Origin of the sequence: Planctomonas sp. JC2975 (assembly GCF_012985205.1) — a bacterium.
Taxonomy (GTDB): Bacteria; Actinomycetota; Actinomycetes; order Actinomycetales; family Microbacteriaceae; genus Humibacter.
In genome coordinates this window covers 1,043,265-1,068,748 of record NZ_JABEKS010000001.1, presented here as the reverse complement: position 1 = coordinate 1,068,748, position 25,484 = coordinate 1,043,265, and the positions used below count along the sequence as shown (strand labels likewise).

Sequence of the window (25,484 nt, the reverse complement as noted above, 5' to 3'; positions counted from 1 at the left end):
CTACTCCTCGTCGTCGTACGGGAGCCGGGCGGTTCCGGAGTATCCGATGCCAACCGCCTCCGCCTCGAAATCGGCGTCGGCGTCGAAGTCGATGTCGACATCGAGTCCGATGTCGAGCGAGCGGACGCTGTGCGTGAGCGCGCCCACCGAGATGACATCGACGCCGGTGGCGGCGATGGCGGCCACGGTGTCGAGATTGACGTTGCCGCTCGCCTCCACGATGGCCCGTCCGTTCACGAGCGCGACGCCATCGCGCAGCTCGTCGACCGTGAAGTTGTCGAGCATGATCGTGTCGACGCCGCCCGCGAGAACGGGTTCGATCTGGTCCATCCGGTCGACCTCCACCTCGAGGTGCGTCGTGTGTCCGAGCTGCGCGCGGACCGCGCGGATGGCGTCCGTCACCGAGCGGCCGCCGGCGGTGAGCACGGCGAGGTGGTTGTCCTTGGCCATGACGGCATCCGAGAGCGAATTGCGGTGGTTGCGTCCGCCACCGCAGACCACGGCATGGCGTTCGAGCGCGCGCAGGCCAGGCGTGGTCTTGCGAGTGTCGACGATGCGGGCATCGGTTCCGGCTGCGAGCTCGACGTAGCGCGAGGTGAGCGTTGCGATGCCGCTCATGCGCTGCACGAGGTTCAGCGCGACGCGTTCGCCGCGGAGGATGCCACGGGCCGGCCCCGCGATGACCGCCAGCGCCTGTCCTTTCGCGAAGCGGTCTCCGTCGGCGAGGAGAACGCTCACGCGGATGCGCTCGTCGACGGCGCGCATCGTTCGCACGAGCACCTCGCCGCCCGAGAACACGCCGGGCTCACGGGCCACCAGACGGGCGGACGCGGTCGCCCCCGCCGGAATGAACAACTCGCTCGTGATGTCGCCCCAAGGCGCGTCCTCGTCGAGCGCGGCGCCGACGATGCGGTCGATGATCTGTCGGGTCAGCACGTGGCGACCACCTCTCGGATGAGGCCCTGCAGGGCGGATGTCGCGTTGTCGTCGTCGACCGCGTTGACGTTCCCGCCGGCGAGGCGCGACGACGTCCGCAGTACGGGTTCGCCGAACCTGTTCGCGACGATGGTGTGTTCGGCAACCGCGGCCGACTCGGGGAAGTCGCTGCGGAAGTGGGCTCCGCGGGATTCCTCGCGGCTCAGCGCAGACTGCACCAGAAGCGAGCCGAGCGTGACGAGGTTGCGGTTCTCCTGACCGGCGATCGAGCTCGGGGAGCCGTCGCGGCGGGCGTGGACGTCTGCGGCGAGGTTGCTCAACGTCGACGCCGCAGCGCGCAGGCCGTCGGCATCCCGCTCGACGCCGGCGTGCTCCCAGAGAAGGTCGCGGACGATCTCGTCGACGCCGGGATGCCCGTCGCCGGCGGATCCCACGCGAGGCGCCGACGATGCTGTGCCGATCGCGTCGACGAGAGGCGATCGCGGAAGGTCTGCTGCCGAGATCGCATCCGCGGCGCGCGCCGCGAACACGAGACCCTCCAGGAGCGAGTTGGACGCGAGCCGGTTGGCGCCCTGCGCGCCGGTGCACGCGGCCTCGCCGATCGCATACAGGCCGGACAGGCTCGCCCGGCCCCAGGCATCCGTCCGCACGCCGCCCATCCAGTAGTGGGCGGCCGGTGTGACCGGCACGGGCTCGCTCGCCCAGTCGCAGCCCGCTGCCTCGCACGCCGCCTGGATCGTCGGGAATCGGCGCGCGAGGAAGGCGCGGCCGAGCCGAGTCGCATCCAGCAACACGGGGGCACCGTCCTGGGCTGCCATCTGCCGTGCGATTCCCCGCGCCACGACGTCGCGGGGAGCCAGCTCCGCCAGCGGATGCACGCGCTCCATGAAGCGGGACCCGGCCGCATCCCGAAGCACGGCTCCTTCGCCGCGTACGGCTTCGGAGACCAGCGTCCCGCCCGGAACGGCCAGCGCCGTCGGGTGGAACTGATAGAACTCGAGGTCCGCCAGCTCAGCGCCCGCCCGCCATGCGGCGGCGACACCGTCACCCGTCGCGACGGCGGGATTGGTGGTGTGCGAGAAGAGACGGCCCGCGCCGCCGGTGGCGAGCACGACGGCCTCGGCGGCGATCGTGCCGGGGCGTCCGGTGACGTCGAGCGTGCGCGCCCCGATCACCCTGCCGCCGTCGACCACCAGGTCGGTCAGCATCGTGCGCTCGACGATCTGAACGCCGGATGCCCGCACTCGCCCGGCCAGCGTCACCTCGATCGCGCGTCCCGTCGCGTCGCCTCCGGCGTGCAGCACCCTGGATCGCGAATGAGCAGCCTCGAGCCCGCGTGCGAGCACGCCGTTCTCCCGATCGAACGGAACGCCGTGACGGAGCAACTCGCGCACGAGTTCCGGACCCTCGGTGCAGAGGATCCGCACCGCCTCCGCGTCGCCCAGACCGGCGCCGGCGGCGAGCGTGTCTTCGATGTGCAGTTCCGGGCTGTCGTCGTCGAAGAGTGGAGCGGCGATGCCACCCTGCGCGTAGAGCGTGTTGCTCTCCTCCAGCGCGCCTTTCGTGAGGAGGGTCACCTCGGCGTACGAGGCGATCCGCAGCGCGGCGGTGAGTCCTGCGATCCCGCTGCCGACGACGAGGACTCGGGGAGCGGCATCCGACCGACGCGCGAACGTACCCTCTCGGCCCGGAAGAGTCGCGACGCTCATGTCACGCCGCCATGGTCGTGTCGGGACGTGCCGCGAGCATCCGCTCGAGTGCCACTCTGGCGTCGGCGGCGACCTCGTCGCTCACGCTCACCTGGTTGACGACCTCGCCGCGCACGAGTGCTTCGAGCACCCAAGCCATGTAGCCGGGATGGATGCGGTACATCGTCGAGCACGGGCACACGACCGAGTCGAGGCAGAAGATCGTGTGCTGCGGATACTCGGCCGCCAGCCGTTGCACCAGGTTGATCTCGGTGCCGATCGCGAACGTCGACCCGGCAGGTGCGGCCTGAATGGCCTTCACGATGTAGTCCGTCGAGCCGTACTCATCCGCCGCGTCGACCGTTTCCATCGGACACTCCGGGTGCACGATCACGCGCACGCCGGGATGCTCGGCGCGAGCCTGCTCGATCTGCGCGACCGTGAACCGCTTGTGCACTGAGCAGAATCCCTGCCAGAGGATGACCTTCGCGTCCACCAGCGACTGGGCGTCGTTGCCGCCGAGGCTCTTGGCGGGGTTCCACATCGGCATGAGCTCGACGGGGATCCCCATGGCCTTCGCCGTGTTCCGGCCGAGGTGCTGGTCGGGGAAGAACAGCACGCGCTTGCCGCGCTCGAACGCCCAGCGCAGCACCGTGGACGCGTTCGACGACGTGCACACGATCCCGCCGTGGCGGCCGCAGAAGGCCTTGAGCGCGGCCGACGAATTCATGTACGTGACCGGGATCACGGATGCCGAGTCGCCGGTATCCGCGCCGCCCGCTTCGTCCGCGTACAGCGCCATGAGTTGCTCCCACGCCTCCTCGACGGAGTCGATGTCGGCCATGTCGGCCATCGAGCATCCCGCCGCAAGATTGGGCAGGATGACGCTCTGCTCGGCGGCCGTGAGGATGTCGGCGGTCTCGGCCATGAAGTGCACGCCGCAGAAGACGATCGCCTCGGCTTCCGGATGCGCCTTGGCCGCGTTCGCGAGCTGGAACGAGTCGCCGACGAAGTCCGCGTACTGCACGACCTCGTCGCGCTGGTAGAAGTGTCCGAGCACCATCGCGCGGTCGCCGAGCGTCTCTTTCGCGGCGCGAATGCGCTCAGCGAGCTCAGCCGGCGTCGCATCCCGGTATTCCTGCGGCAGCTCGCCCTGGCGGGGCGAATCCGCGGGAATCGGATCGGCCATGGATGCGCCGGGCCCGTAGCCGGGCATCCCGAGGTCGAAGCTCCACGGCGCCTCGACGAGGTCGGTCGTGCAGAGCTCGCCGGATTCGTCTCCCGCGGCGATGAGCTGGATCGTGCGATCGACCGAGGCGGTGAGTGTCATGTTCGGTGCCTTCTTCTTTCGTGGTGGCCCAACCGGCCTCGTTCTGGTGATCAGTTCCCTGAGCGAGCGGAGCGGGTCGAATGGTGCGGAGCGAATCGGTGAAGCATGCAGATGCGAACCGGTCACGGATGGGGGAGTGGCCCGGTGTCGACGAGTCCGACGGACGTGTCGTAGCGGTAGAGCTTCGGCGGCCTGTGCGGGGTGCCGGTGAGGCGCTCACCGGTGTCGACAAGGGCGTCGGAGGATTCCATCGCTCGCCGGAAGTTCGCCGGATCGAGCCGTTTGCCGCGCACCGCCTCGTGGACCTCGCGCAACTGGGCGAGGGTGAACGTCTCGCCGAGCAGGGCGTGCGCGATTCGGGAGTACTCCATCTTGTTGCGGAGCCGCCAGAGCGCGTAGTCGACGATGAGGTTGTGGTCGAATGCGAGGCCCGGGAGTTCGTCGGCCGGAAACCATCGCACGTTCTGCCCGACTGTCGCCCGTGCCGCTTCGTCGGATCCGACGAGCGCCCAGTACACGATCGAGACCACCCTGGCCGCCCCCGGCTCACCCGACGCGGTGCGGTCGACGTCGCCGAAGGCGTACAGCTGCTCGAGGTAACGGGGCGCGAGTCCTGTCGTGTCGCCGAGCGTGCGACGTGCGGCATCCGCGAGGCCCTCTGTCGTCTGCAGCGGACCGCCGGGAAGCGCCCAGCGTCCTTCGAACGGTTCGCGGATGCGCCGCACGAGCGGCAGCCACAGCGTGGGCATGGCGCCCTGCGCGCCGAACCTGTCGTCGGTCCGCAGCGCGAAGATGACGGTCGACACGGCGAGCTGAAGCGCTCCGGCGCGCTGCGCCGCGCCGTCGCGCCCCGAGTCCGGGAGGGGCTCGGGTGCCGGTTCGAAGTCCGTTGTCGCGTCTGTCATGAGAGTAAAGGTATCAGTGACCTGAAGTGATTCTACATCTTCTGGTGCTGATGACTTGAACCAATTGAATCACTGGGCGAGGCTCAGCCGAGGCGGGGCGCGGCCGGCCCGGGATCCTGAGCGAGGCGAAGCCGACAACCGGGAGACCGGGCATTCGCCGCCCGCCTCCACCGCGCACGATAGGCTGGCCGGACAAAAGAACATCGGGCCACACGGTCGACGCGGGAGAGCCCGCCGGGGAAACCCGAGCAGGCACCGAAGGAGCAATCCTCCCCGACAATCTCTCAGGTACCCCTACCGCGTCGAGCTGGCCGCTCTGGAGAGCAGATCGAAGGGCATCGCCCTACGATCTCGCCCACGGTGAAAGTCCCGGCCGAGTCCGGGGTGAATCTCTCAGGCCGAATGACAGAGGGGGAGTTCCCAGCACACCATCGGTGTGTCGTCTTTCGACGTGTCTGCATCCACTCCATGGATTCAGCCCGCGAGACAGATCGGAGAACTCATGGCCCAGGTTCCGTCGTCGTCCGGCACCACCGAGCGACCAACGCCGCCCGAGAACACGGAGCGGCTCTCGCCGCTCAACGACGCCCATGTCGCTGCGGGCGCGAGTTTCACGGACTTCGCCGGCTGGCAGATGCCGGTCCGCTACTCGAGCGACCTCGCCGAGCACCACGCCGTGCGCACCGCAGCCGGCCTGTTCGACCTGTCGCACATGGGCGAGATCGTCGTCATCGGCCCGCAGGCGGCCGATGCGCTCGACCATGCGCTCGCAGGCAGGCTCTCCGCTCTCGAGCAGGGACAGGCGAAGTACTCGCTCCTGCTCGACGAATCCGGCGGCATCCTCGACGACCTCGTCGTGTACCGCACGGGCGCCGACCGGTACCTGGTGGTGGCGAACGCGGCCAACCGTCAAACGGTGGCCGACGCGCTCGTGCAGCGAGCGACATCGTTCCAGGCGGACGTCTACGACGAGTCGGACGACATCGCTCTGATCGCGATCCAGGGTCCACGCGCGCTGGAGATCCTGCAGAACGTCGAGGAGCTCGGCCTCGAAGCGGGCGCCGACCTGCCGGAGGACCGCGAGGATCCCGACATCGACAACGCGCTCGCCGCACTGAAGTACTACCGATCGCTCTCCGGAACGTTCCAGGACCACCCCGTGCTCATCGCGCGAACCGGCTACACGGGCGAGGACGGCTTCGAGCTCTACGTCGCGCCCGACAACGCTCGCGCGCTGTGGGATGCGCTGCTGGAGACGGGAGCCGGAGCAGGCCTCGTGCCTGCGGGGCTCGCCAGCCGGGACACCCTCCGCCTCGAGGCGGGAATGCCCCTCTACGGCCACGAGCTCTCGACCCGCACGCTGCCCTCGCAGGCTGGGCTGGGTCGCGTCGTCGCGCTCGCCAAGCCCGACGACTTCGTGGGCCGCGAGGCCATCGAGCAAGGTGTCCCATCGGATGCCCGTGTGCTCGTCGGCCTCATGGGCGACGGCAAGCGGGCCGCCCGCGCCGGCTACCAGGTGTACGCAAGGGCCAGTGACGAGGCCGCCGTCGGCGAGATCACCTCCGGCGCGTTGTCACCCACGCTCGCGCATCCGATCGCCCTCGCCTACGTCGACCCGGCGCTGGCCGCGACCGGCACCGAACTCGACGTGGATGTGCGCGGCACGCGCATCCCGTTCAGCGTCACAGAACTGCCCTTCTATTCGAGAAAGAAGAACTGACATGGCCGTCCCCACCGATCGCCGCTACACCGCCGAGCACGAATGGGTCATGGTCGACGGCGACGCAGCCACTGTCGGCATCACCGAGTACGCCGCCGAGAAGCTCGGCGACGTCGTCTACGTCGACCTCCCGCAGGTCGGCAGCGACACAGCGGAGGGCGCCGTCGTCGGTGAGATCGAGTCGACGAAGTCCGTCGGCGAGCTCTTCGCCCCTGTCACGGGCGAGGTCCTCGAGGTCAACGATGCTGTCGTCGACGCGCCGGAGCTCGTCAACTCGGATCCGTTCGGTGAAGGGTGGCTCATCAAGGTGCGCGTCGCAGACGCAACACGCCTGGAAGATCTCCTGGATGCCGCCGCCTACGACGCACTGACCGGGGAGAGCGCGTGAGTATCGCCACCACCGGCACCGAGGCAACTGGCGCCGACGGCCGGCGGGCCGGCCTGCGCTCGACCTTCGCAGACCGCCACATCGGACCCGACGCGGATGCCACTGACGAGATGCTGCGCACCCTCGGCTTCGACTCGGTCGAGGAGCTCGTGCGCACCGCCGTCCCCAAGGGCATCCAGCTCCCCGCCGATGTCGACCTCCCCGGCCGCACGTTGCCCATCGAGGGGGTGAGCGAGCGTGAGGCGCTCGCCGAACTGCGCTCCCTCGCCTCCCGCAACTCCATGCGCACCTCGTTCCTCGGGCAGGGGTACTACGGCACGCTGACGCCGGCCGTGATCCAGCGCAACGTGCTGGAGAATCCCAGCTGGTACACGGCATACACGCCGTATCAGCCGGAGATCTCGCAGGGCCGACTCGAGGCCCTGATCAACTTCCAGCAGATGGTGTGCGACTTCACCGGGTTGGACATCGCGAACGCGTCGATGCTCGACGAGAGCACCGCCGTCGCGGAGGGCATGCTTCTCGCCCGTCGCGCCTCGCGTGCGAAGTCCAACGTCTTCCTCGTCGACACGGATTCCTTCCCGCAGACGCTCGCGATCGTACGCGGCCGTGCGGCGGCCGTCGGCATCGAGCTCGTCGAGCTGGACCTGGCCGCAACGGATCCGTCGGACCTCCCGGAGGCCTTCGGCGCGTTCCTGCAGTATCCGTCGGCGTCCGGGCGTGTCTGGGATCCGTCTGCCGTGGTCGATGCAGTGCACGCGGCAGGCGGTCTCGCCGTAGTGGCGGCCGACCTCCTCGCGCTGGCCCTCATCAAGGCTCCCGGCGAGTTCGGTGCCGACATCGCGGTCGGTACGACGCAACGCTTCGGCGTGCCGATGGGCTTCGGCGGTCCTCATGCCGGCTACATGGCCGTTCGCAAGGGGCTCGAGCGTCAAATGCCGGGGCGCCTGGTCGGCGTCAGCCAGGATGCCGCGGGCAAGCCCGCCTACCGCCTCACCCTGCAGACGCGCGAGCAGCACATCCGCCGGGAGAAGGCCACAAGCAACATCTGCACGGCGCAGGTGCTGCTGGCAGTGATGGCCTCGATGTACGCCGTGTACCACGGCCCGCGAGGCATCCGCGCCATCGCGCAGAACGTCCACGCCGACACGGCGCTGCTCGCCGACCTCTTGACTCAGCGCGGCGCGGCCGTGCTCGGAGACTCGTACTTCGACACGATCCGGGTGCACGTCGACGACGCTGAAGCACGCGCAGCTGAGCTGCACGGCGCAGGGATCCTCGCGCTCGTGGTCGACGACACCACGCTCTCGTTCAGTGTGGACGAGGCCAACGGCGACATCGCGACGCTGGCGCTCATCGCGGACATCGCGACCGGAGGAGCAGCAGCGGAGCACCAGATCGACGCCGGCGGACCGGCCGCGGGTGCGCCTGACGGCGTGCGGCGCTTCCCCGAGTCGCTCGCGCGCACGAGCGACTACCTCGGGCATCCGGTGTTCTCCTCGTACCACTCAGAGACGTCGATGATGCGGTACCTCAAGCTGCTCGCCGATCGCGACTACGCGCTCGACCGAGGCATGATCCCGCTCGGCTCGTGCACGATGAAGCTCAATGCAGCGACCGAGATGGCCGCCGTCACGTGGCCGGAGTTCGCCCAGCTCCATCCGTTCGCACCTGCTTCGGACGTCGCAGGCTACCTCGACCTCATCGCGCAGCTCGAGACCTGGCTCGCGGAGCTCACGGGATACGACACCGTCTCCCTGCAGCCGAACGCGGGAAGCCAGGGCGAGCTCGCCGGACTCCTCGCCATCCGCGGGTACCACGACGACAACGGCGACACCCACCGCACCGTGTGCCTCATCCCGCAGTCGGCCCACGGCACCAACGCAGCATCCGCCGTGCTGGCCGGCATGCGCGTCGTGGTCGTGGCGACGGATGCCTCGGGCAACGTCGACCTCGACGACCTCCGCGCCAAGGTGGCGGAGCACGCCTCAGAGCTCGCAGCACTGATGATCACCTACCCGTCGACGCACGGCGTGTACGAGCACGAGGTCGTCGCGGTCATCGACGCGGTGCACGAGGCCGGCGGGCAGGTCTACATCGACGGTGCCAACCTCAACGCCGTGCTCGGGTTCGCCCGCTTCGGCGACTTCGGCGGCGACGTCTCGCACCTCAACCTGCACAAGACGTTCTGCATCCCGCACGGCGGTGGCGGACCCGGAGTGGGACCCGTTGCGGCGAAGGCGCATCTCGCGCCCTTCCTGCCCGGCCATCCGCTCATGCAGTCGAACGACCACGTCGGCTACGCGCACCAGGGTGCGCCGATCTCGGCTGCGCCGTATGGGAGCCCGAGCATCCTGCCCATCTCGTGGGCTTACGTGCGCATGATGGGCGCCGAGGGCCTCGCCAGGGCAACCGGTGCCGCCGTGGTCTCGGCGAACTACATCGCCGCCCGCCTTCGGGACCACTACCCGGTCTTGTATGCCGGCGAGCGAGGGCTCGTGGCCCACGAGTGCATCCTCGACATCCGTCCTCTCACGGACGCCACGGGAGTCACCGTCGACGACGTCGCCAAGCGACTCATCGACTACGGATTCCACGCTCCCACCATGAGCTTCCCCGTTGCGGGCACGCTGATGGTCGAACCGACCGAGAGCGAGGACATCGCCGAGCTCGACCGGTTCATCGAAGCGATGATCTCGATCAAGGCGGAAGCCGATGCCGTCGGAGCCGGCGCGTATCCCGCCGAGGACAACCCGTTGCGCGGTGCACCGCACACGGCGGAGTCCGTCGTGGGGGAGTGGATGCATCCGTACTCGCGGGAGCAGGCCGTGTATCCGGTGCCGTCCCTCGTGCGGGCCAAGTACTGGCCGCCCGTGCGCCGGATCGACCAGGCGTGGGGCGACCGCAACCTGTTCTGCGCGTGCCCGCCACCCGAGGCGTTCGCCTAGCTCAAGCCGCGATCGCTCGCCCATCCTCCTGAGCGTCCCCGTTTCTCCTCCCGAGCGTGCCCGTTTCTCCGCCCGAAAGTGCCCGTTTCTTCTCCCGAGGGTGCTCGTCTCTCCTTTCGAGGGCGCCCGTTCGTGCTCCCGAACCTGCCCGTATCGGCGCTGGACGGTGCACACGCGAAAGCAGAACGGGCACCTCCGCGAACGGAAACACGCACTTTCGGGCGGAGAAACGGGCACTCTCGCGGAAGGGGAGCGCGCTCCGGGCTCCGGAGAATGTGGTGAGCGCTGGGTAGCCGGCTTGGCGTCAGGACTTCGTCTGACCGAAGACACCGGGCCACAGCGCGACGGCGATCGGGTACCCGATGAACGACACGATGTCGAGCAAGCTGTGCGCGACGACGAGCGGTGCAGTCCGTCCCCACCGGCGGTAGCACCAGCCGAAGACGACTCCCATGACGGCGTTGCCGAAGAACGGTCCGATGCCCTGATAGAGGTGATAGCTGCCGCGCACGAGCGCGGAGGCGATGATCACCCACCACGAATTCCAGCCCAGCTGCTTGAGACGCGCGAAGAGGTAGCCGATCATGATGACCTCTTCTTGCAGCGCGGCGCGCACGGCGCTGAGCAGGAGCATCCCTGCCGTCCACCAGTAGGACGGATCCGGCCACGTACCGACCGAGACGGTGATGCCGAACACCCGGCTCAAGGCGTAGAACCCGAGCCCCGGCACGCCGATGACGGCGAACAGCAGCGCTCCGGAACCCAGGTCGCGCCATGGCCGCGACCAGTCGAGTCCGATGCGTCTGAACCCCGTCTGCTGAGGGCGCCAGAGTAGGTAGATGACGAGGGCCACGGCCATCAAGGCGAAGACGATGTCGAGCGCCTGGTATGTGAAGTCCAGCCACGGCGTCGGCGATTGCGACTGGTTGACCTCTGCGCTCTGGTCCTTCAGCGGGGTCGGCGCTGCAAGGCGCTGCACGATCGTGAGGATCGAGTACACGGCCGACTGCCCGAGCGACAAGCCGAGCACGATCGCGACTTCCCACCACAGCTTGGTGCGCTGCCCGCGTGGGACGACTGTCTCGAGAGGGAAGGATGCCCGTGGTTCTGCGGTCCGCGCCGCCCCCTCTGCCATGGCAGACATCCTCCCACGCGAGGTCTCACGGTGCGGCCGCGCGGAGCGTCTACGGGGCCCAGGCAGGGATCTGATCGGGGAGTACGGATCGACCAATAATGAGCATCACTCAAGATTGCTCAGATGTTGCAGATCGCGACGGATTTCCGCGCCGCTCGCGTTCGCCGCGCAACAATCCGTTGCGATGGTTTCTAGCCTGTAACAGTTTGTGCTGCCGGTTTGCCCGCTGAGGGACGGATGTTTATCTTTCTTCTATCTCTCGCGCCGCGATCGCGTTGGATCGTCGTGTGCGAAAACCCCCACAGGAGGAAAAGTGAAACTCAGACGAGCAGTCGTCGCCTTGGCAGCAGTGGCTGCCGCCGGCGTCGTCCTCGCGGGGTGCTCTGCACCCAAGCAGAGTGAACTCAGTGAGAAGACATCGCTGTCGATCGCTCAGAACTCGGCCGTGACGACTCTGAACAATCTCATCTCGAATCAGTACAGCACCTACAACTCGAACATCGCCTACCTCACCGGTGGCGGTTTCGGCTTCAACTACTACGACGCCACGCCCAAGCTGGTGAAGAACACCAAGTTCGGCACCTACGAGAAGACGTCGAGCAGCCCGCTGACCATCAAGTACACGCTGAGCGACAACGCCAAGTGGAGCGACGGCGACCCGGTGAACGCGGCCGACATCCTGCTGCAGTGGGCCTCGAGCATCAGCAAGTACAACAACGCCAAGAGCGGCGCGAACTTCAACAATGTCAACGCCGGTACCGGCCTCGACAACATCGAGAAGGTCCCGACCGTCAAGGACTCGAAGACGGTCATCACGACCTTCGCGAAGCCCTATGTCGACTGGGAGGTCTCCCTCCTGACCCCGACGCTTCCGGCGCACATCGTGTACCAGGAGGCGTACCCGGACAAGAAGATCTCGAACGCTGACGCCGACAAGGCCGTCATCAAGGCGATCCAGGACAACGACACCGCCACGATCACGGCGCTCGCCAAGGCGTGGAGCACCAAGTGGAACGTCACGAGCATGCCGAGCGACAAGAAGCTGCTCGTCAGCGACGGCCCCTACCAGGTGTCCTCGTTCGTGAAGAACCAGTACATCACCCTGACGCGCAACCCCGACTACACCGCGGGCCCGATCCCGAAGATCGACACCCTCACGGTGCGCTTCATCCCGGACCAGACCGCGCAGGTTCAGGCGCTCCAGAATGGCGAGGTCGACATCATCTCCGGCCAGGCCACCACTGACACCGTCGAGGCGCTGGACAAGCTGACCGGCGTCAAGGTGACCAACACCTCGGAGTCCAGCTACGAGCACGTCGACCTGACGATGGACAACGGTGGCCCGTTCGACCCGAAGACCTACGGCGGAGACGCCACGAAGGCCCTCGAGGTTCGCGAGGCCTTCCTGAAGACCATCCCGCGTCAGGAGATCGTCGACAAGCTGATCAAGCCGCTCAACCCGAACGCCAAGCTCGACGACTCGCAGTTCTTCCTGCCGGGTGCCGCTGGCTATGACGAGTCGGTCGCGAACAACGGCGCGAGCGCGTACGACAAGGTCGACATCCAGGGTGCCAAGGACCTGCTGGCCAAGGCCGGCGTCTCCAACCTGACGGTCAAGTTCGCCTACCCGAACGACAACCCGCGTCGTACCAGCGAGTTCGCCCTGATCCGCGACTCGGCTGCTCAGGCCGGCATCACGGTCGCAGACGCAGGCAGCCCCGGTGAGGACTTCTTCACCAACCTGGGCAACGGCTCCTACGACGCGTCGATCTTCGCGTGGCAGTTCACCAGCCTTGCCTACACGGGCAACCAGGCCGCATTCCAGACCGGTGGACAGTCCAACTACCAGGGCTACTCCAACACGGCTTCCGATGCACTGTGGAAGAAGCTCGAGACGAGCACTGGCACTGAGGCTGACAACAACAAGATCCTCGCCGAGATCGACAAGAACGCCTGGGCCGATGCTCCTGGCGTGACGATCTTCCAGTTCCCGGATGTCACCGCGTGGTCCGACAAGGTCGCCAACGTGAAGGACAACCCGATCAACGTGACGGTGTTCTGGAACTACTTCGAATGGACCTCGGAGCACTCCTCCAAGTCCACGCCCTCGAAGTAAGTTCTCGTGCGCTGACCGGCTGAGGTCATCGAGAACAGGGGCGCCGAGGCAGACAACCTGCTTCGGCGCCCCGTTCGCGAGCAATCGGCGCTGGTGACCCCAGCGAAAACCGATTCCGCACGGTGACCACCCAGGCTGGCCGGAGTACGTTTTGGATGACCGGCTCGCATCGAGCGCGCTACCGCGCGCCCGCGTGCCGAATGACCAAGAAAGGCCTGTCCATGGTCGCATTCCTCACCAGGAGGTTCTTCGCCTCGTTGGTGGTGTTGGCCGTCGCCTCCTACATCGTTTATGTGCTCACCTGTTTTTCGGGCAACCCTCTGCAGGACCTTCTGCAGAGTCACGCGAAGAACAAGGAGCTGCTCATCGAGCAACGTGTAGAGCTGCTCCACCTCGACGTGTCACCGTTCCTGCGGTACTTCATTTGGCTCGGCGGCATCCTTCAGGGATTCGTCGGGCACTTCACCCTCGGCTACGCCATCAACGGCCAGCCGGTCACCGATGAGCTCGGCTCCGCCATGTGGGCGACCCTGCAGCTGGTCACCACGGCCGCCGTAATCGCCATCATCTTCGGTGTTCTCATCGGGATCACGACGGCGCTGCGCCAGTACACCGCGTACGACTACGGCGCAACGTTCCTCTCATTCCTCTTCTTCTCCCTGCCGATCTTCTGGCTCGCCGTGATGCTCAAGCAGTACGTCGCAATCGGCTTCAACAACTTCCTGGCCAACCCCGTGATCGGGCCGGTAGTGATAGTTGTCCTCTCCCTCGTGTCCGGCATCGTCTGGCTCGGGATCATCGGCGGGAATGCGAAACAAAGACTCATCGTCTTCGGTATCGCCACGGTTGCGACCGGAGCGGTTCTCGCGTTCATCTCAGCGACGAGATGGTTCGACGATCCAGGACTGGGCATCGTGGTGGTGACGCTTCTCAGCGTCGGATTCGCGTTCCTGGTGACAGCGGTGTCAACGGGTCTGGAGAATCGCAAGTCGTTGTACTCGTCGCTGACAGTCGTCGCGATCGGTGCCGCGCTGTACTACCCACTGCAGTACCTGTTCCCGTACATGAGCCTCTGGCTGTTCATCCTGCTCGGCATCGTGGCAGTCGGCGTCGGCATCCTCGTCGGCTGGCTCTACGGCGGACATGATCGTTGGGCATCGGCCCGTACCGCGGCGATCACGGCGTTCCTGATGGCCGCGGTGACGGCGCTCGACCGGTACATGCAGGCATGGAACGTCTATGCGAACAGCTCGTCGGCGAACGGTCGTCCGATCGCGACGATCGGCTCGGTCACTCCTGGTCTCTCCGGTGATTTCTGGATCACCGGCATCGATCAGTTCACGCACCTGCTGCTGCCGACCCTCGCGCTCATGCTCGCGTCGCTGGCCGCATACAGCCGCTACGCTCGCGCGAGCATGCTCGACGTGATGAACCAGGACTACATCCGCACCGCGCGATCGAAGGGTCTGACCGAACGCACTGTCGTGGTCCGCCACGCGTTCCGCAACGCCCTTATCCCGATCGTCACGATCATCACTCTCGACTTCGGCGCCCTGATCGGTGGCGCCGTCGTGACCGAGACGGTGTTCAACTGGCAGGGAATGGGAGCACTGTTCCAGGGGGCGATCAACATCACCGATGTCAACGTGGTGATGGGCGTCTTCCTCGTGGTGGGCATCGCGACGATCGTGTTCAACGCGCTCGCCGACGTCGTCTACTCCTCCCTCGACCCACGAATCCGAGTTTCCGCATGACCGAATCAGAATCAGAAGAAACCAAGGCCCTCCACGAGCCGCCGCACGCGCGCAGCGACTCGACCTTTCCCAGCGGCGACGACGTCGAGCGGGAACTCGACCTGCCCGGTGTCGAGCACTCCGAGAACGCGATCGAGATGAAGGAGGTCGAGGGGCTCAGCCAGGGACGGATCATCTTCCGTCGTTTCATCCGGCACAAGGGCGCCATGATCTCCTTGGTGATCTTGGTGCTCGTGGTCATCCTGGCCTTCAGCTCCGTGGGGATCGACGCACTCGGCCTGCACATCCACGGTTGGTGGAAGTACACGTGGGCGGAGATCAACCCGATCGTCAACAACACGCAGCCGACCCTCACGCTGTGGCCCTTCAGCCTCGGTGAGCATCCGTTCGGGCAGGACGAGGTCGGCCGCGACGTGTTCGCAGAGGTGATGCGCGGCATCCAGCAGACCGTCATGATCATCGTGGTGATCGGCGCGGTCTCGACCACGATCGGTGCCGTCCTCGGTGCCGCAGCCGGCTACTTCGGTGGTTGGGTCGACTCGCTGCTGATGCGCTTCACCGACATGGTGATCATCGTCCCGCTCATCCTGCTGGCCGCGATCGTCGGTCACTACGCGGTGGGGGCCGGATCCTTCGTGTTCGCGTTGATCCTCGGTCTGCTGCTCTGGACATCGCTCGCTCGACTCGTGCGCGGTGAGGTGCTCGCACTGCGCGAGCGCGAGTTCGTTGACGCGGCCAAAGTCGCGGGTGCATCGAATAGTCGCATCATGTTCAAGCACATCCTCCCGAACGCTGCGGGTGTGATCATCGTCTCCGCGACGCTGACGATGGCGGCTGCGATCTTGCTCGAGGCGGCCTTGAGCTACCTCGGACTCGGCGTCCAGCAGCCCGACGTGTCGCTGGGAAGCCTGATGGGCCTGTACCAGAACTCGTTCAACACGCGTCCGTGGCTGTTCTGGTGGACGGGCTCGTTCATCGTGGTCATCGCGCTGACGATCAACTTCATCGGTGACGGACTGCGCGATGCGTTCGACCCGCGTCAGCGGCGACTGCTCAACCGCAAGGCGCGCCAGGCGAAGTCAGCGGCGCGCGAGAAGGCCGCAAGGGCGCTCGCCTGAGATTCGTACGATGAGTTACTCGATCTCAGATCAGGATGCCGGCCAGCGTGAGCAGCACGAGCGCGGCGAGCACGATCAACTGCCAGCGGTGCCACGTCACCTCGACTCCCGTGCCTTCAACGGTGCCGGAGTCGAGGTGACCGGCAGCCTGCAGCTGAGCCCAGGCGCGTCGCACGCGAAGCGCGGCGGCTCCGGAATCGGAGTTGGGCACATCGCCGATGCCGACGCTTCCGCCGGCACCGTACGTGCTCTCCGGCAGCTTCGAGAGATCGGAGCGGCTGGCGCGGTACGTCGTGAACCGGCTCGGTCCGGGAGCCGCCCAGGCGGTGAACTTCCCGCTCGCCGTAAGGATGGTCAAGGCGTACTTCGTCTCGACCGTCGCGATCGCAGGCCAGGTGATGCGCACGGTTCGCGCGATGTTGACCAGGCTCACGCCAGCGGCATCCAACTTCACGGCGGGCGCCCAATAGAGCATCCAGCACAGGTACGCGACGAGCAGGAAGGCCGGGGCGAAGCGGAGGCTCTTGCCACCATCTCCCACCATCGCCAGCGATACCAGGCAGACCACGATTATCGCCCAGACGGCCACGCACAGAACCTGGCCGAATCGCGGGCGAAGGACAACGGGCTCGATCACCGCTCAATGGTGGCATAGGGCCCTGGGGAAAGGATTTCAGTTCTCGTGACAGACACGACACTCACGCAGGCACGGGCGGGCTTGAAGCCCGTGCTCAAGATCGAGGACCTCGGCGTCGACTTCTGGGTCGACGGAACGTGGTACCCGGCCGCCATCGACATGAACTACGAGGTCATGCCGGGGGAGGTGCTCGCCATCGTCGGCGAGTCCGGATCCGGCAAGAGCTCGAGCTCGATGGCTCTGCTCGGCCTGCTCCCGTCGAACGGCCGCGTGAGCGGCACGATCGAGTTCAGCGGCCGCGACATCAGCCGCATCTCGCCCGCTCACCTGCGTCGGCTGCGCGGTGAGGATATCGCGGTCATCTTCCAGGAGCCGATGACCGCATTGAACCCGGTGTACACGATCGGGTTCCAGATCACCGAGATGTTGCGTATCCACAAGGCGATGACGCCCGCGGATGCCAAGGCTCGCGCCCTCGAGCTGCTCGAGATGGTCGAGATGCCGAATCCGACGACGGCGATCGACAAGTATCCGCACCAGCTCTCCGGCGGACAGCGGCAGCGCGCCATGATCGCCATGTCGATCTCGTGCGATCCCAAGCTCCTGATCGCGGACGAGCCGACGACGGCGCTCGACGTGACGGTGCAGGCGGAAATCCTCGACCTGCTCCGCAACTTGCGTTCGAAGATGGACAGCGCCGTGGTTCTGATCACCCACGACATGGGCGTGGTGGCCGATCTCGCCGACAAGATCGTCGTGATGAAGGACGGGCGCATCGTCGAGTCCGGGGACATCATCGAGGTGTTCGAGGAGCCCAAGCATCCTTATACCCGTCAGCTCCTTGCGGCCGTTCCGCGTCTGAGCCTCGACCCGACCGCCGACGTCGAGGTGGAGACCGTGCCGCGCGAGGGCGCTCCCGTTCTCAAGTTCGACGATGTCGCGATCGAGTACCCGAAGCGCGGCCGCATTCCGGCTTTCCGCGCCGTGGACGGCGTCAGCTTCGAGGTGTATCCCGGCGAGGTCGTAGGGCTCGTCGGCGAGTCCGGATCCGGCAAGAGCACGATCGGCCGCACGGCCGTCGGCCTGCTCCCGGTGCACTCGGGCGCGCTCACCATCGCGGGAACCGACATGGCCAAGGTCAGCGCCAAGAACCTGCGTGCGCTGCGTCGCAAGATCGGCATCGTCTTCCAGGATCCGGGTTCGTCGCTGAATCCGCGCATCCCGATCGGCGAGAGCATCGGCGAACCACTGCGACTCGGCGGCCATGCCCGCGGCAAGGCGCTCGACAAGCGCGTCGAGGCCCTGCTTGACGAGGTTGAGCTGCCGCGGTCGTTCCGCAACCGCTACCCGCACGAGCTCTCGGGTGGTCAGCGCCAGCGCGTGGGAATCGCCAGGGCGCTGGCGTTGCGTCCGCCACTGTTGATCGCCGACGAGCCGACCTCGGCACTCGACGTGTCGGTGCAGGCACGATTCCTCGATCTGCTGCAGACCCTGCAGCAGGAGCTCCAGTTCGCGTGCCTCTTCATCACTCACGACCTCGGCGTCGTCGACGTGCTGGCGCACCGCATCATCGTGATGCACAACGGGCGTCTGGTGGAGCAGGGCACGAAGGACCAGGTGCTGCGCAACCCGAAGGACGAGTACACGCAGAAGCTCATCTCGGCCGTTCCGCTGCCGGATCCCAGGCTTCAGCGCGAGCGCCGTCAGCAGCGTGCAGAACTGCTCGGAATCGATTCGGTAGACTGAGGGGCGGGCTTCTTCCGCCCGTTCGTCCTGCCCGGCGTCGCTGACGGCGACCGTGTCTTGCGCCGCGAGACGTCAGGGCATTCCACTTCAGTCTGACCGCGCCGTCGCGGGAAGGCATCCATCCATACCTGCACGCGAGGAATACCGCCATGGCCATCCGCAACCGCGACGATCTGCGGAACGTCGCCATCGTCGCCCACGTCGACCACGGCAAGACGACGCTCGTCGACGCCATGCTGAACCAGACGCACTCGTTCGCCGAGCACGCGCACGTCGAAGAGCGTGCGATGGACTCGAACGAGCTGGAGCGTGAAAAGGGCATCACGATCCTCGCCAAGAACACGGCGATCTCGTACAAGGGCAAGCACGCGAACGGCACGCCGATCACCATCAACGTGATCGACACCCCCGGCCACGCGGATTTCGGCGGTGAGGTCGAGCGCGGCCTGTCCATGGTGGACGGTGTCGTGCTGCTGGTCGACGCTTCGGAGGGTCCCCTGCCGCAGACCCGCTTCGTGCTGCGCAAGGCGCTCGAGGCGAAGCTGCCCGTCATTCTCGCGGTGAACAAGACGGACCGACCGGATGCGCGCATCCAGGAGGTCGTGCACGAGAGCCAGGACCTTCTGCTCGGCCTGGCATCCGACCTTGCAGACGATGTGCCGGACCTCGACCTCGACGCGATCCTCGACGTGCCGGTGGTCTACGCGTCCGGCAAGGCCGGGCGCGCATCCTCGACGCAGCCGGCGAACGGCGAGCTGCCGGACAGCGACGATCTCGAGCCGCTGTTCGACGCGATCCTGACGCACATCCCGGCGCCGACCTATGACGACGAGGCGCCGCTGCAGGCTCACGTCACCAACCTGGATGCCTCGCCGTTCCTCGGCCGTCTCGCGCTGCTCCGCGTGTTCAACGGCACCATCAAGAAGGGCCAGACGGTCGCCTGGGTGCGCCACGACGGCGACGTGCACAACGTGCGGGTCACCGAGCTGCTGATCACGAAGGCATTGGACCGGTATCCGGCCGAGAGCGCCGGCCCGGGCGACATCGTCGCCGTGGCCGGATTCGCGGACATCATGATCGGCGACACGCTCGCCGACCCGGACGACGTGCGTCCGCTGCCCGCCATCCATGTCGACGACCCCGCGATCTCGATGACGATCGGCACGAACACATCTCCGCTCGTCGGCAAGGTGAAGGGTCACAAGCTCACGGCGCGCATGGTCAAGGATCGCCTGGACCGCGAGCTGGTCGGCAACGTCTCGCTTCGCGTGCTCGACATCGGGCGTCCGGATGCCTGGGAGGTGCAGGGCCGCGGTGAACTGGCACTGGCCATCCTCGTCGAGCAGATGCGCCGCGAAGGCTTCGAGCTGACCGTCGGCAAGCCGCAGGTGGTGACCAAGCGGGTCGACGGCAAGGTGCAGGAGCCGTACGAGCACCTGACGATCGACGCGCCGGAGGAGTACCTCGGCGCGATCACCCAGCTGCTCGCTGCCCGCAAGGGACGCATGGAGAACATGTCGAACCACGGCACGGGCTGGGTGCGCATGGAGTTCGTCGTTCCGTCGCGCGGCCTCATCGGCTTCCGCACCGAGTTCCTGACGATCACCAGGGGCACCGGCATCTCCAACGGCATCTCCCACGGCTACGGCGAGTGGGCCGGGGCCATCGTCACGCGGAGCAACGGCTCGATCGTCGCTGACCGTGCCGGCGTGGTGACGCCTTTCGCGATCATCGCGCTTCAGGAGCGCATGACCTTCTTCGTGAATCCGACGGAAGAGGTCTACGAGGGCATGGTCGTCGGCGAGAACTCGCGTGCTGACGACATGGACGTGAACATCACCAAGGAGAAGAAGCTCACCAACATGCGGCAGTCGACGGCCGACAACTTCGAGTCGATGACGCCGTCGCGGCAGCTGACACTCGAGGAGTGCCTCGAGTTCGCTCGCGAGGACGAGTGCGTTGAGGTGACGCCCGAGATGGTGCGCATCCGCAAGGTCGAGCTCGACGCCCAGCTTCGCGGGCGGGCCGCCGCACGCCTCAAGCGCGAGTCGCAGGCCTGAATCGCGGGCGGAGTCGCGTCCCGGCTCGGGTCACGGGCTGCCTCTGGGGCGCGAGGGCGGCATCCGCTCGTCCTGTTTCTTGAGATTTTCTTGGGATTTCTCATGACCTCCCGTTGTGGAGCGTTACCGTACCGGTGAGATGCGTGCCGACGCGTCTCGGGTCGGGAGTCATCATGAGCGGAATTCGTCGCGCCGCGGTCGCTGTGCCATTGGCGATCGCGTTGGTGTTCGGATCCACGGCTGCGTTGTCGGGCTGCAGCGTGCAGACGCTGGTGCGGAACATCACCCACGGCAGCGTCAAGGTCGGAGCGCACGCCGTGCCGTCCGACTTCCCCTCGGAGGTCCCGCTCGCGCACGGGCAGGTTCTTTACGGCGTGTCGGCAGGGTCGACCAACGGCAAGATCTGGAACGTCACGATCAAGGTGGGCGGCGCCGATGCGTTGGACGCCATAGCGAAGCAGATCACCGACGCCGGATTCCAGCAGAATCTGGACCACTCCGGCGAGAACGGCGGATCCGAGTCGTTCCGGAAGGATCCCTACACGGTGCTCGTCGTCGTCACGAAGGATGACGATAAAGGCTGGATCGCCAACTACACCGTGACGGAGAAGAAGTGACGCCGATGCGCAGTGTCTTGCGCGCAGTGTCTAGCGCGCAAGAACGCGCCGCTCAGTCGAAGAGCTTCTCCGCCAAGTAGTGCCCGGGCTCCGCTGCGGGCGGAACGGCGAACACCGCTGATCCGATGTGCGAGACGTACTCCTTGAGCCGGTCGAATGAGCCGAGCTTGCTCTGGAGCGTCACGAAGTGTGCCGGGTCGTTCATGTACGCCAGGAAGAGCAGCCCCGCATCGAGCTGACCGTACTGGTTGATGCCGTCCGTGTAGTTGTAGGAGCGACGCAGGATCTTGATGCCGCCGTTGTTCTCGTGAGCAGCCAGCGCCACGTGCGAGTTCTGCGGGATGACGTGCGCTCCGCTCTCGGTCTTCGCGAAGTCGGGTGTGTCGAATTCCTTCGTCCCGCTCAGCGGGGCGCCCTCCGACTTGCTGCGGCCGAAGACGTTCTGCTGATCGCTGATGCGGTCGGCGTCCCAGATCTCGACGTTCATCTGGATCTTCCGTGCGACCTGATACGTGCCGCCCGACATCCAGTCGCTGTCGTCGACCCAGACGAACTCGTCGAACTCGTCGTCGGTGCGGATGTTACGGGTGCCGTCCTTGAAGCCCATCAGGTTGCGCGGGGTGGTCTGGTTCGGGCCGGCTGAGGCTCGTCCGAAGCCCATGACCGTCCAGCGGGTGCTCGCAGTGCCGCGGCCGATGCGCGCCAGGTCGCGGATGGCGTGGTATGCCACCTGCGGATCCTCGGCGCACGCCTGCAGACTGAGATCGCCGCCGGTGAGCTCCGCCTGCAGCGTGTCGCTCGGCAGAGCCGGCAAATGCTCGAGCAGCTTCGGCTTCTTGGCCTTCAGCCCGAACCGTTCGTCGAAGACGCCAGGGCCGAGGCCCAGCGTGACGGTCAGCGCGTTGGGGCTGAGGTCAGCGGCTTCGCCGGTGTCCTGCGGCACGGCATCCGGCCGGTTGGGCTGCACCAGGCCGACCGGCTTGCCCTGCATGAGCTGCGCGATCCCTGCCGACCACCGTGCGAGGAGCGACTGGAGGTCGGTCGCCGTCGTGCCGGGATCGATGTCGAACGTCATGTAGACGCAGTGGCGCTGTGGCTCGGTTCGCACGCCGGCCTGGTGGCCTCCGCCGTAGAACGGGTAGCTGAGCGCCGCATCGATGGCGTCGCCCTCGTCCTTGGGTGTGAGCGCCTGCACGGCGAGCGTTCCGCCCACCCCGGCCAGTGCGCCGACCGCGAGCCCGCCGGCGCCCATCGCGAAGAGGCCTCGACGGCTCAAGCGCTCCTCGCGGTCAGAGCCGGACGATCGATCCTGACCGGGCTGGTCGGTGCGGGACGACGGATCCGTGACGCCCGGCCGCCCGGCGTCACTCTCGTGCACGACGTCGTCTCGGCCGGACGCGGCGTCAGCGGCGGATGCCTGGTGGCCGCGCGGGGTGCCGTCGTCTGCGGGGGAAGGCGGAGCATCCGTCATTGTGCGGTCGCGACCTTCTCCGCGAGGCGGGACAGCGGATCCTGCAGCGCCTGCACGCCCTGGCTCAGCTTGTTGGCGTCGGATGCCCGCAGGGCGGGCGTGTACGGCGTGTAGCCGCCGACGGCCGAGGCATCGCGGTATCCGTCGAGCATGGCGTTCACTCGCTGGAACTGGGTCTCGATCGTGGAGGTGAGCGTCGAGTCGATCTTGGTGAGCCCTGGCTTGAGGTACTCGAACGCCTGCTGGGCGCCTTCGACGTTCGCGGCGAAGTCGGCGAGGTCGGTGTGGCTGTACGCCTCCTCTTCGCCCTTGATCTTCGAGGACTGCACCTCTTCGAGAAGGCCGGCAGCGCCGTTGGCGAGATCCTCGGGCTTGTAGCTCAGCTTCTTGGCGAGCCCGGCGAGCGTCGTGACGTTCGTCTGCAGCTCGGCAGCGAGGCTCTTGGTGCTGTCCGTGATGGCGCCGCCCTGCCAGAGGTCGCGCTCGATGGCGTGGAATCCGTGCCAGCCGACAGCGGGGTCGAGGTTCGAGGCGCGCATGTCGATGAGGTAGTCGAGGTTGCCCGAGTTGTCGTTGGCCTTCGTGCCCGGCACGACGAACCCGTCGACGTCGGTCTCGATGCGCTCGTAGTAGTGGCGGGCCTGGCCGAACGCCGTCTCCGCACTCGCCACATCGCCGGAGTCGACCGCCTCCTTGAGCGTCGCGACTCCCTGCTGCAGGCCGGCGAGCTGGTCGTCGACGTAGGTGGCGTACTCCTTGGCGCCCTGCGACAGCAGGGTCTGCACGCTTCCGGTCTTGGTCGGAGTCGCCTTGCCGGTCACCGTGAAGGCCTGGTTCTCTTTGTCCGCGCCGGGGCAGTAGACCGTGTACTTGCCGCCGCCGAGCGTCAAGGTGAAGCTGACCGGCTTGAGACCGGGGGCCAGGTTCTCCTTCTCGCCGATGATCTTCTGGTCGCTCTGCAGCTCCAGCTCGGTGATCCCTGTGGCGCTCGTGTTCTCGACGGTGAACGTGATCGGGCCGGCAGGCGCCGACGTGTGGTCGAGCGTGCACGCGTCGCCCGATCCGTCGTTCGCGAGCGTGATCTTCACATGCGCGGCGCCGGATGCCGATTGCTGCGCGACGTCGTCGCTCGCTGTGCCGGAGCATCCGGAGAGGAAGAGGGCGGCGCTGACGAGCGCTGCCGCAGTGGCCAGGCCGGTGCTGATGCGTCGGCGGCTACTTGGCTGCATAGGTCTTGCTCCTGGGGGTCGGGATCTGGGTGGGGGACTGCGCCGGAGACGGCGTCGCGGACGACGTCGGCTGTGCCGTCGGATCGGCGGCGTTCGGTGCCGGGGCGTCGGTGACCCGGAGCGACTTTCGGGAGCGGATGCCGGCGACCGCGAGCCACACCGCGGCGATCAGCAGCACCAGCGGCAACCAGAGCTTCCACAGCACGGCTTCGCGCGCGGATGCCCGTGCAGCATCGATGGACGCTGTAGCCGCCGTCACGTGGCCGGCCTTCACCGACCACGAAGCGTTGCCGTCCGGGACGGCGAAGGAACGCGGTGCGCTCAGGCCGCCGCCGGAGATGGTGAGGACGGTGCGGGACGTGTTCGCGGCATCCACGAGTCCGTCGCCCACGGTATAGGCGGTGACGCTCGCGGTCGTCGTCCACTGCGCATCGTATGGACCGGGCGCGGTCGCCTGGTTCACGCCGACGGGGATGCGCCCGCCCGACAGGTCAACCAGGTCGTCGAGGCTCACCGTCGACGGTCGGCCGGTCGGATGGGTCGTCGCGCTCAGAGCCCAGGCACGATCGGCGCCCGCGTGGGTCGTCGCCGTTGAGGATCCGAACAGGTACCGCGCTTCGGGAACGGTCACGCTGAGTGTGGCGTGTCCGTTGGCCGTGCCGATTCGTGCGGTGCCACCGCTCGTGAGCGGCGCGGAGGCGGCCACATCCGCCTGTCCGCCGGCGGGAACGGCGAGGACGAGCACGATCGCCGCCGCGCCGAGCGCCGCCGCGGAGCCGAACAGCACGCGAGGCACGGCGGCTCCCTTGGGTCGGAGTCGCTGCGGCCACACGGAGTACGCGAGCACCGGCACCACGTAGAGCAGCCAGGCGACGACCTCGATCACCCGCGGATCCGCGGGGATTCCCAGCACGCCGGTCAACAGCGCCGACTGCACAGAACCGGTGGGTGTCAACCAGGAGAGGTCGACGGTGGGCTGCTGGCCGAAGTCGAAGAGACCGGCGGCGTGTGCGCTGCGCAGGGTGCTGACGACCAGGCCACCGGCGACGAAGACAAGGAACACGCCCGTGACGGTGAAGAACCGCGAGAGGTTGAGGCGCACGCCTCCGGAGTAGATGCCGATGCCGATTCCGACCGAGATGGCGATGCCGATGACCGCACCGAGAGCGGCGTAGAGCGCGTTGGCGGATGCCTGGAACGTGGCGAGCAGGAAGACCGAGGTCTCGAAGCCCTCCTTGAGCACGGCGAGGAACGCCATTCCCGCCAGAGCCCACGTGGTTCCGTTGCCGAGCGCGGCCGCCGCTTCCTTCTCCAGCTCCTTCTTCATGCCGCGGGAGTGCTTCTTCATCCACACGATCATGGTCGTGACGAACACCACGGCCACGGCCCCGACGATGGCCTCCATCGCTTCTTGACCGGCCTGCGGGAGGCTCGCCTCGATCGCCTGCAGGATGACGCCCACCGCGATGCTCAGCGCGAGGGCCGCGCTGACGCCGAGCCACATCGGGCGCAGAGACGCCCCGTTGCGTTTCAGGAATGCGGCGATGATGCCGACGATGAGAGCGGCCTCGAGGCCTTCGCGAAGACCGATCACGAGCGTTGCGAGCACAGCGGAGCCTTCGTGTCGAGTGGAGGGATTTCGGTAAGGCTAACCTTACCCAGGTCGACTGTATCCGCGAGCGACGC

18 protein-coding genes and 2 riboswitches are annotated in these 25,484 nt (G+C 66.9%); of the genes, 9 read left to right on the top strand and 9 right to left on the bottom strand.

What is annotated here, in order from left to right; all coding sequences use genetic code 11:
* The 4 genes from nadC to HII28_RS04935 all read right to left on the bottom strand — a co-directional run bounded on the left by nadC (position 1) and on the right by HII28_RS04935 (position 4,859).
* A complete protein-coding gene (gene nadC / locus HII28_RS04950; protein WP_170024393.1) occupies positions 1-936 on the bottom strand; it encodes a carboxylating nicotinate-nucleotide diphosphorylase in 936 nt (311 codons plus the stop codon).
* Entirely contained in the window at positions 930-2,645 is a 1,716-nt protein-coding gene (gene nadB / locus HII28_RS04945; protein WP_170024392.1) for an L-aspartate oxidase, read from the bottom strand. Before nadB ends, nadC begins: the two co-directional genes overlap by 7 nt.
* Position 2,646: 1 nt before the next feature.
* On the bottom strand, positions 2,647-3,954 hold the full coding sequence (gene nadA / locus HII28_RS04940) for a quinolinate synthase NadA (RefSeq protein ID WP_170024391.1): 1,308 nt from the start codon (positions 3,952-3,954) through the stop codon (positions 2,647-2,649).
* A gap of 122 nt (positions 3,955-4,076) precedes the next feature.
* A complete protein-coding gene (locus HII28_RS04935) occupies positions 4,077-4,859 on the bottom strand; it encodes an NUDIX domain-containing protein (RefSeq protein WP_170024390.1) in 783 nt (260 codons plus the stop codon).
* A gap of 212 nt (positions 4,860-5,071) precedes the next feature.
* Positions 5,072-5,169: riboswitch (glycine riboswitch) on the top strand.
* Positions 5,170-5,278: riboswitch (glycine riboswitch) on the top strand.
* An 83-nt stretch (positions 5,279-5,361) separates the two neighbouring features.
* On the opposite strand from HII28_RS04935, the gene gcvT reads away from it, so the two are divergent.
* Genes gcvT through gcvP form a run of 3 tightly spaced genes read left to right on the top strand, consistent with a single transcriptional unit; the run spans position 5,362 to position 9,915 of the window.
* Entirely contained in the window at positions 5,362-6,579 is a 1,218-nt protein-coding gene (gcvT, locus tag HII28_RS04930) for a glycine cleavage system aminomethyltransferase GcvT (RefSeq protein ID WP_170024389.1), read from the top strand.
* A gap of 1 nt (position 6,580) precedes the next feature.
* A complete protein-coding gene (gcvH, locus tag HII28_RS04925) occupies positions 6,581-6,967 on the top strand; it encodes a glycine cleavage system protein GcvH (RefSeq protein ID WP_170024388.1) in 387 nt (128 codons plus the stop codon).
* Between the two features lie 53 nt (positions 6,968-7,020).
* Entirely contained in the window at positions 7,021-9,915 is a 2,895-nt protein-coding gene (gene gcvP / locus HII28_RS04920; protein ID WP_170025961.1) for an aminomethyl-transferring glycine dehydrogenase, read from the top strand.
* Positions 9,916-10,219: 304 nt separating this feature from the next.
* Here the strand turns inward: gcvP and HII28_RS04915 are convergent, their stop codons facing one another.
* Complete coding sequence (locus HII28_RS04915; RefSeq protein ID WP_170024387.1) at positions 10,220-11,050, bottom strand: CPBP family intramembrane glutamic endopeptidase; 831 nt, start codon at positions 11,048-11,050, stop codon at positions 10,220-10,222.
* Between the two features lie 313 nt (positions 11,051-11,363).
* Between HII28_RS04915 and HII28_RS04910 the strand changes: the two genes are divergently transcribed.
* The 3 genes from HII28_RS04910 (at position 11,364) to HII28_RS04900 (ending at position 16,038) form a co-directional block, all read left to right on the top strand.
* On the top strand, positions 11,364-13,166 hold the full coding sequence (locus tag HII28_RS04910) for an ABC transporter family substrate-binding protein (protein ID WP_170024386.1): 1,803 nt from the start codon (positions 11,364-11,366) through the stop codon (positions 13,164-13,166).
* A 221-nt stretch (positions 13,167-13,387) separates the two neighbouring features.
* Positions 13,388-14,920 (top strand): ABC transporter permease, encoded by a 1,533-nt coding sequence (locus HII28_RS04905; RefSeq protein ID WP_170025960.1) that lies wholly within the window; start codon positions 13,388-13,390, stop codon positions 14,918-14,920.
* Positions 14,917-16,038 carry an ABC transporter permease gene (locus tag HII28_RS04900; RefSeq protein WP_170024385.1) on the top strand — a complete coding sequence of 374 codons (1,122 nt, stop codon included), beginning with the start codon at positions 14,917-14,919 and terminating at the stop codon, positions 16,036-16,038. The genes HII28_RS04905 and HII28_RS04900 overlap by 4 nt, the downstream gene beginning before the upstream one ends.
* A 25-nt stretch (positions 16,039-16,063) precedes the next feature.
* Here the strand turns inward: HII28_RS04900 and HII28_RS04895 are convergent, their stop codons facing one another.
* Positions 16,064-16,675 carry a PH domain-containing protein gene (locus HII28_RS04895; protein ID WP_170024384.1) on the bottom strand — a complete coding sequence of 204 codons (612 nt, stop codon included), beginning with the start codon at positions 16,673-16,675 and terminating at the stop codon, positions 16,064-16,066.
* A gap of 45 nt (positions 16,676-16,720) precedes the next feature.
* Here HII28_RS04895 and HII28_RS04890 point away from each other — a divergent pair, with 45 nt between their 5' ends.
* From HII28_RS04890 to HII28_RS04880, 3 genes are all read left to right on the top strand, one after another.
* Positions 16,721-18,421: an ABC transporter ATP-binding protein gene (locus HII28_RS04890; protein WP_346769189.1), complete on the top strand. Its 1,701-nt coding sequence runs from the start codon at positions 16,721-16,723 to the stop codon at positions 18,419-18,421.
* 149 nt (positions 18,422-18,570) lie between these two features.
* Positions 18,571-20,481, top strand: a complete 1,911-nt coding sequence (gene typA / locus HII28_RS04885; protein ID WP_170024383.1) for a translational GTPase TypA — start codon at positions 18,571-18,573, stop codon at positions 20,479-20,481.
* A 173-nt stretch (positions 20,482-20,654) separates the two neighbouring features.
* Complete coding sequence (locus HII28_RS04880) at positions 20,655-21,098, top strand: hypothetical protein (RefSeq protein ID WP_170024382.1); 444 nt, start codon at positions 20,655-20,657, stop codon at positions 21,096-21,098.
* A 52-nt stretch (positions 21,099-21,150) separates the two neighbouring features.
* Here the strand turns inward: HII28_RS04880 and efeB are convergent, their stop codons facing one another.
* From efeB to efeU, 3 genes are read right to left on the bottom strand one after another with little or no spacing between them, the layout of a single operon-like run.
* A complete protein-coding gene (efeB, locus tag HII28_RS04875) occupies positions 21,151-22,569 on the bottom strand; it encodes an iron uptake transporter deferrochelatase/peroxidase subunit (protein WP_170024381.1) in 1,419 nt (472 codons plus the stop codon).
* Positions 22,566-23,798 carry an iron uptake system protein EfeO gene (gene efeO / locus HII28_RS04870; protein WP_170024380.1) on the bottom strand — a complete coding sequence of 411 codons (1,233 nt, stop codon included), beginning with the start codon at positions 23,796-23,798 and terminating at the stop codon, positions 22,566-22,568. Before efeO ends, efeB begins: the two co-directional genes overlap by 4 nt.
* Positions 23,785-25,407: an iron uptake transporter permease EfeU gene (efeU, locus tag HII28_RS04865; RefSeq protein WP_170024379.1), complete on the bottom strand. Its 1,623-nt coding sequence runs from the start codon at positions 25,405-25,407 to the stop codon at positions 23,785-23,787. The genes efeO and efeU overlap by 14 nt, the downstream gene beginning before the upstream one ends.
* Positions 25,408-25,484 lie beyond the last annotated feature (77 nt).